The organism is Mesorhizobium sp. M2A.F.Ca.ET.039.01.1.1 (genome assembly GCF_003998035.1).
In the GTDB taxonomy this organism is placed as follows: domain Bacteria; phylum Pseudomonadota; class Alphaproteobacteria; order Rhizobiales; family Rhizobiaceae; genus Mesorhizobium.
Window position 1 is genome coordinate 1 of sequence record NZ_RZRY01000302.1, and the last position, 7367, is coordinate 7367.

Annotated in this window: 5 protein-coding genes and 1 pseudogene; 1 reads left to right on the plus strand and 5 read right to left on the minus strand. The window is 65.4% G+C overall.

What is annotated here, in order from left to right:
* The 5 genes from EOA24_RS21490 to EOA24_RS21510 form a co-directional block, all read right to left on the minus strand.
* The coding region (locus EOA24_RS21490; protein WP_245501827.1) for an MFS transporter at positions 1 to 1080 on the minus strand (1080 nt) is incomplete at its 3' end.
* A gap of 349 nt (positions 1081 to 1429) precedes the next feature.
* Positions 1430 to 2017 (minus strand): sarcosine oxidase subunit gamma, encoded by a 588-nt coding sequence (locus EOA24_RS21495; protein ID WP_126083764.1) that lies wholly within the window; start codon positions 2015 to 2017, stop codon positions 1430 to 1432.
* A 7-nt stretch (positions 2018 to 2024) separates the two neighbouring features.
* The gene (locus EOA24_RS21500; RefSeq protein ID WP_126082152.1) at positions 2025 to 5018 is read right to left on the minus strand and encodes a sarcosine oxidase subunit alpha; all 2994 of its coding nucleotides are present in this window, start codon (positions 5016 to 5018) and stop codon (positions 2025 to 2027) included.
* Complete coding sequence (locus tag EOA24_RS21505; RefSeq protein ID WP_126082153.1) at positions 5015 to 5308, minus strand: sarcosine oxidase subunit delta; 294 nt, start codon at positions 5306 to 5308, stop codon at positions 5015 to 5017. The genes EOA24_RS21500 and EOA24_RS21505 overlap by 4 nt, the downstream gene beginning before the upstream one ends.
* A gap of 71 nt (positions 5309 to 5379) precedes the next feature.
* A complete protein-coding gene (locus tag EOA24_RS21510; RefSeq protein ID WP_126082154.1) occupies positions 5380 to 6639 on the minus strand; it encodes a sarcosine oxidase subunit beta in 1260 nt (419 codons plus the stop codon).
* A gap of 191 nt (positions 6640 to 6830) precedes the next feature.
* Here EOA24_RS21510 and EOA24_RS21515 point away from each other — a divergent pair.
* Positions 6831 to 7367, plus strand: a pseudogene (locus EOA24_RS21515) (mechanosensitive ion channel family protein); the annotation flags it as partial.

The following is a 7367-nucleotide window of genomic DNA, read 5'->3' on the forward strand; positions in this document are numbered from 1 at the left end:
GAAGACGCCGAAACCAAAAATGTAGGCTAGCACGATCCAGGCCGGCAGGCTCTCCTGCACCAGGGCAAAGCCCGCGACCAGCAAGGCGACAATCGGGGTGTTGGTGACCAGCACGCGCCTGAAGCCGAGCCGGTTCAGAAGGCGCGGCATGAAGAAGCGCATGATCAGGGATCCGATCGCGGCGACGAAGGTCAGCGAGCCGGCCTGCACGGCGCTCATGCCGAAGCCGAGCTGGAACATCAGCGGCAGCAGGAAGACCACGGAGCTGAGGCCGATCGTGTCGAGGCTGCCGCCGGTAAGGAAGGAGATGCGGAAGGTGCGGATGCGCAGCAGGTTGAGGTCGAGCAGCGGGTTGCGGGCGCGCAGGCAGTAGAAAGCGGCAACCGCCAGGATGATGATCGCCAGGCCGAGCTCGATGCCGATCAGGCTGCCCGCGGCATCCTTCGCGGCAAGTGAGTCCATGCCGAAGATCAGAAGGCCCATACCGCTGCCGACGAGCAGGAAGCCCGGAAAATCGAACGGCGTGCGGACAGGCTTGGTCGTTGACGGAAACAGCGAGGCGGCTAGCAGCGCCGCGGTCAGCGCGATCGGGATGTTGATGTAGAAGATCCAGCGCCACGAGACATAGGTGGTCAGCGCGCCGCCGACCAGCGGGCCGACCAGCGGCCCGGACTGGCCGGCGAGCGAAATATACATGTTGATCTTGAGCGTACGGTCGCGCGGGAAGCTCGACAGGATCACGACCTGGCCGAGCGTGCCCATCAGCGCGCCGCCGCAGCCCTGCAGGGCGCGCGAGCCGACCAGCATCCAGATGTTTTCCGAAAGGCCGCACAGCGCCGAGGCGCTGGCGAAGACGAGCAGGGCGAAGCAATAGACGTTGCGCAGGCCGAAGCGGTCGGCCAGCCAGCCGCCGAGCGGCATGGTGACGATGAGGCTGGCGACATAAACGGTGATCAAAAGGCCAAGCTGGCTTGGCGGGCGGTCGAGGCTCTCGCCGATGCCCGGCAGCGCCGTGACCACGACATTCTGGTCGAGGCTCGTCATGAACACGCCGCAAGCGACGGTTGCCGGCAACAACATCGACGGACCCTCCGCCGGAGCAAAGCGGGTCCTGGCCATCGCCGAAGTCTCAACAGTCATGGAAGGGTATGGTCGAACTGGTTGCCTGAGCGGGCGTCTGCCTTGGCAAACGCCCGTGATTCCTTACCTATCGCGCCTGCTGGCCCAACGCTCAAGCAGCAGTTGGAGCCGTTCGTAGTGCCAGATAGCGGCTGAACCAAAGGTGTGTTGAGATTCAGGTGAGGCCGGCCTGCAAATGGCAGCTTCCTGCGCTTCCGGTGCTCACGTACTTTAGTACGCTCCGCTTCGGTTCTCGGAATCCGCCACTTTCGGCACGGCCTCACCTGAATCTCAACACACCTTGGATGCTCTACTGCACCTCATAGCCGACCTCTTCGCTGGCGTGGCACAAGGCCTTCCAGAACGACCGCGCGAAGGAGCGGAAGACGTAGATGTCGAACTGGTCGGCGCCTGTGCGCTGGATCTGGGCGAAGATGTCGTGATGGTTGGTCGAGCGGCCGGCGCCGAGCGGGAAGGCCGGCAAGGCGAAGTCGATGGCAAAAAACTTCGCCATCACCCATTCGGCCTTCGGGCCGGCGATGCGGATCGCGGTGCGGCCATGCGACAGGTCCGTGAGCGTGCCGATGGCCGGCGTGATGACGCCGGCGAAGGCCGCAGCCAGTCCTTCGGCTTCGTCGACCACGGTGAATTTCCCCGGCGCGAAGCCGAAAACGGCACGGGCGCCGCTGCTTGTGCCGCCGCCAGCGCCGTCAGGCAGAGTGAGACCGGTGACCTTGCGGATGGCTTCGATCAACCGCTTCTCTTCGCCCGGCCAGGCGGCAAGCTGCAGGATCGAGCCCGGCCGCGTCTCGGACAGGATGACGTCGACGCCATGTTCGAAATTGCCGTGCGAGCCGGGATGATACTCCGGCTCTAGCGGCGACTGGCGTTCGGGCAAATGCTGCTCAGCCATGCATGCGGCTCCCGTCCGGGTCGTAGAAATGGTTGGAGACGATCTCGACCGGCCCGAACCGGTTGCGCAGCGGATCCGAGACGAAGGCGCGGGTCCCGTGCCGCGCCTTGCCGCCCTTGACCAGGGCGAGCGCGATATATTTGCCCAGCGCCGGTGAGTAACAGCAGGCGGTGATGTGGCCGAGCGAATCGTGCGGATTGGCTTCGTCCAGTTCCTCGACGATATGTCCGCCGCCGTTGAGGGCTCGGTTGTCGAGGGCGATCAGCCCGACCAGCTCGAGCCGGTCGGGGGCAATCAGGCCTTCGCGGTCCATCATGGCCGAGCCGATGAAGGGCTTCTTCTTCGACAGCATCCAGTCGAGATGGAGGTCGCGCGCGGTGGTGCGGCCGTCGATCTCGGCGCCGGTGACATGGCCCTTCTCGATGCGCATCGTGCCCAGCGCCTCGAGCCCGTAGGTGACAAGGCCAAAAGGCTTGCCGGCCTCGATCAAGGCTTCCCAGACGAGGGTGCCGTAACCGGCGCCGGAATAGACCTCGAATGCCATTTCGCCGGAAAAGGACAGCCGGCAGATCATCACCGGCACGCCGGCAATCCGGCCATGGACGATGCCCATGAAGGGCAGGGTGGCATTGTCGACGGCAGTGCCTGTGACGCAAGCGGCAAGGATGGCGCGCGCGTTCGGGCCGCCGATCGCTGCCCCGGCCCACTCGTCGGTGACGGAGGTGACGGTGACCTTCAGCTCCGGCCAGATGACGTCGAGGAAATATTCCAGATGCTGCATCACCTTGCCGGCATTGGCGGTGGTGGTTGTCATCAGGAAATCCTGCTCGCCGAGCCGCCAGGTGGTGCCGTCGTCGAAGGCCAGTCCATCCTCGCGCAGCATCAGGCCGTAGCGCGCCTTGCTGACGGCCAAAGTGGAAAACATGTTGGTGTAGACGCGGTCGAGGAACTCGGCCGCGTCCGGCCCTTGCACCGCGATCTTGCCCAGCGTCGAGACGTCGACGATGCCGGCGCTGTCGCGCGTGGCGCTTGCTTCCCGCACATAGGCCTGCTCGACCGTCTCGCCGGGGAGGCCATAGATCATCGGGCGGTACCAGAGGCCGGCCGAATACATCCTTGCGCCATTGGCGATGTGCCAGTCATGCATCGGGGTCAGCCGCTCGGGCTTGAGGTCGCCGAAGCGCTCTGCCGCCAGCGAGCCGATCGATACCGCCGTGTAAGGCGGGCGGAAGCGGGTCGTGCCGACTTCGGGGATAGGCTTGCCGAGCGCCTCGGCCATGATGGCGAGACCCGGCACGTTGGAGTTCTTGCCCTGGTCGGTCGCCATGCCGAGCGTGGTGTAGCGCTTCAGATGCTCGACCGAGACGAAGCCTTCGCGATGCGCCAGCCGCACGTCCTCGGCGGTGACGTCGTGCTGGAAGTCGACAAAGCTCTTGCCCTTGGCCCTGATCTCGAAGACCGGAGCCGGATCGGGATCGCCCGGAGCCGCCTCGACGACGGGCAGGGGACCGGATGAAGCCGTACCGCCGGCCGCCTGGAGACCGGCGGCGCGACCTTCCGCGATTGCCTCCGCTGTCGAAAAACTGCCGGTGAAGGCGCCGGCGCCGATCCAGCGCTGCGTCGGCTTCGGCGGCAGGAAAGCTTGCCTGGCAGGGTCCCACTCGGCTTTCGCGCCGGCCTGGCTGGCGAGGTGGATGGTCGGCGACCAGCCGCCCGACATCAGAAGGCTCTCGGCGTGGATGCTGCGCTCGTCGCCGCTGAGCGAACCGCTCATGGCGTCGAAGCGCTGCACCTTAAGGCCGGTGAGCGCCTTCCCGCCCTCGGTCGCGACCACGGCGTGACCGGCAAGCAGCTCGGCTTCCGCATCGCTCGCCAGCCGGCGCATCTCGTTCGAGACATCGCTGCGGACATCGATGATGGCGACGACCGCGGCGCCAGCCTTCTTCAGGGCGACGGCCGAGCGGTAGGCGCTGTCGTTGTTGGTGAAGAGCGCGACGCGCTGTCCCGGCAGCACACCATACTCATTGACATAGCGCTCGGCGGCGTGCGCGAGCATCACGCCTGGGCGGTCATTGCCCGGGAACACCAGCGGCCGTTCGAAGAAGCCGGTGGCGAGCACCACCGTGCCCGCGCGGATCGCCCAGTAGCGCTGGCGCGGCTCGCCCTTGGCGGCGACTTCCTTGTGGTCGGTCACCCGTTCAAGCGCGGCCAACGTGTTGCCGTCGTAATAGCCCCACACCGTCGTGCGCGGCAAAAGGCGCACATTGTCGTTGCCTGCGAGCTGCGCGGCCATACGCTGGGCCCAGTCGGCGGCAGGCATGCCGTCGATGGTTTCGCCCGACCAGTTGGCGGAGCCGCCAAAATGGGCTTCGAGATCGGCGAGGATGACCCGGGCGCCCTGGTCGGCGGCGGCCTTGGCCGCCATCAGGCCGGCCGGACCGGAGCCGACGACCAGCACGTCGCAAAACGCGTTCATGCGTTCGTAGCGCGCCGGGTCGTGGGCGGTACCCGCCTTGCCGAGACCGGCGGCGCGGCGGATGAAATGCTCGCAGAACATCCAGAAGCGCGTGCCCTTCAACGGGCCGATCACCGGCCCCATGAAAGTCTTGTAGTAGAAGCCGGCAGACAGGATCTTGCCGCCAAGCTGGTTGATTGCGCCGATGTCCCAGGCGAGCGACGGCGTGCGGTTCTGGCTGACGGCGACGAGCCCATCATAGATCTCGACCATGGTGGCCGGAATGTTCGGCTCGCGCACCTCGCCGCGCAGCACCGTCACCAGCGCGTTCGGCTCCTCGACGCCGGCGGAAAGCAGGCCGCGCGGGCGATGGTATTTGAACGAACGGCCGAACAGCGTCACGCCATTGGCGAGCAGCGCCGAGGCCAGCGTGTCGCCGGCATGACCGGTGTAAGGCGCGCCGTCGAAGGTGAAGCGGATGGTGCGCAGCCGGTCGATGCGGCCGCCGGTCTCCGTGCGGCGCGGGCTCACGAACGGCCCTCCGCCCTGTTGTCGGCAGATTTGTGGCCGCCACGGGCGAAGGCCGTGCTCAGGATCTCATGCGTGATGGTGTTGCGCACGACCCTCAGATGCGAACGGCAGCCGCCGGAATGCTGCCATATCTCATTGTGGTCGCCGGCCGGATTGAGCCGGTCGTAGACATAGGCGTTCCAGGCGTCGAGATCTTGCGAGGCCGGCTGCGGCCGCTGACGGTTGCCGTCGCCCTGATAGGTGAATTCGATGACATCGCGCGGCCCGCAATAGGGACAGGTGATCAGCATTTTCTGGTATCTTCTTGTTCAACCATGATCTTTTCCAAAAACCGGTCCCCACTTTTTGGGATTATGGTTCCCTAATGCAGCCGCGGGTTCGCGCCCTGGCCTTTGTCGTCGATGATCAACCCGCGATAGAAGCGGTCGAGCGTGAAGGGCGCGTTGAACTCGTGCGGCTCGTCCTTGGCGATGGTATAGGCAAAGCACCAGCCGGAGGCGGGCGTCGCCTTGAAGCCGCCGTAGCACCAGCCGCAATTGAGGTACATGCCCGGCAACGGGCCGGTGGTGATGATCGGCGAGCCGTCCATCGTCATGTCGCACAGCCCGCCCCAGGAACGCAGCATGCGCACCCGGGCGAGACCCGGGAACAGCGCCAGCATCTCGCTCATCACCTCATCGACGATCGGCAGGCTGCCGCGCTGGGCGTAGCTGTTGTAGCCGTCGAGGTCGCCGCCATAGACGAGGCCGCCCTTGTCGGACTGCGAAATGTAGAAGTGGCCCATGCCGAAGGTGAGAACGGTATCGATGACCGGCTTCAGCGATTCCGAGACGAAGGCCTGCAGCACATGGCTTTCGATCGGCATGTGCGAAATGCCGGCAAGCTGCATGACGTGACCGGTGCTGCCGGCAACGGCAAGTGCGACCTTCTTGGCGCGGATTTCGCCACGCGTCGTCGAAACGCCGGTGACGCGGCCGCCGTCGCGCAGGAAGCCGGTGACCTCGCAATTCTCGATGATGTCGACGCCGCGGCGGTCGGCGCCGCGCGCATAGCCCCAGGCGACCGCGTCGTGCCGGGCCGTGCCGGCCCGCGGCTGCATCAGCCCGCCAAGCACCGGGAAGCGCGCCGAACCGGAGACATCCAGCGCCGGCACAAGCCGCTTGATCTGCTCGACGCTCATCAGTTCGGCGTCGACGCCGAGATGGCGCATGGCGTTGCCGCGCCTTGCATAATCGTCGAGCTGAGCAGGGGTGTGCGCAAGGTTAAGGCAGCCGCGCTGCGAGAACATGACATTGTAGTTGAGGTCGTGCGAAAGGTTCTCCCACAGCTTCATCGAATGCTCGTAGAAGCGGGTGTTCTGCGGCAAGAGATAGTTGGAGCGCACGGCGGTCGTGTTGCGGCCGACATTGCCCGAGCCCAGCCAGCCTTTTTCCAGCACGGCGACATTGGTGATGCCGTGTTCCTTGGCAAGGTAATAGGCGGTCGAAAGACCGTGCCCGCCGCCGCCGATGACGATCACATCGTAGGAAGCCTTGGGGTCAGGCTTCCGCCAGGCGGGCTTCCAATCCTTGTTGCCGGCCAGCGCATTCTTGAGCAGCGAAAAGGCTGAATATTCGGCCATTCTTCCCATCGTCCTTATGATGCGAGGCGGCAGACTATAGAGCAGGCGGGAAGCGCAAAGCCAAGATTGCGCCATCGCTTTTCGACAGGCCGACTCCGCTCGACGCGACCGGGACGGCTTGCCGCCCGATAGACCGGTCTTTATCAAGGGCGGAATTTCGAGGATTTTCGGCCGCGAGTCGCCACAACGCCATGTTTTTCCGCCTGCTGCGCCTGATCTTGGTCGTCATCGTCGCTGTCTTAGGGCAGCCGGTGTTCGACGCGTCGGCGCAGGCGATCGGCCACGGCTCGGCGCAACTCATCGCCGACCAGACCAAGGTCATCCAGGATCTGACGGCCAAGACGGACGGGCTGGAGAAGAGACTGGGCGACCCCGACCAGGACGATGCGGGGCTGGTCGATATCCGCCTGCAGCTCGAGGATATTTCGCGGGCGGCGCTGACCAGCGCGCTGGCATTCCGCCAGCGCCTCAACGATATCAACGCCCGCGTCGAAGTGCTTGGGCCGCCTCCGGCACAGGGGCAGCCGCCCGAGCCGGCGATCGTCAGCAACGAGCGCAGCGCGCTTGTCTCGGAGAAGGCCGAGATCAACGCGGTCGTCGCCAGCGCGCAGAATCTGTCGGTCCGCGTCAACGGGCTGGTCGACAAGATCTCAGTGATGCGCAGCGAGCTTTTCCGCAGCGTCATCACCAAACATTATGATCTGAACGACGCGCTGAGCCCGCAGGCC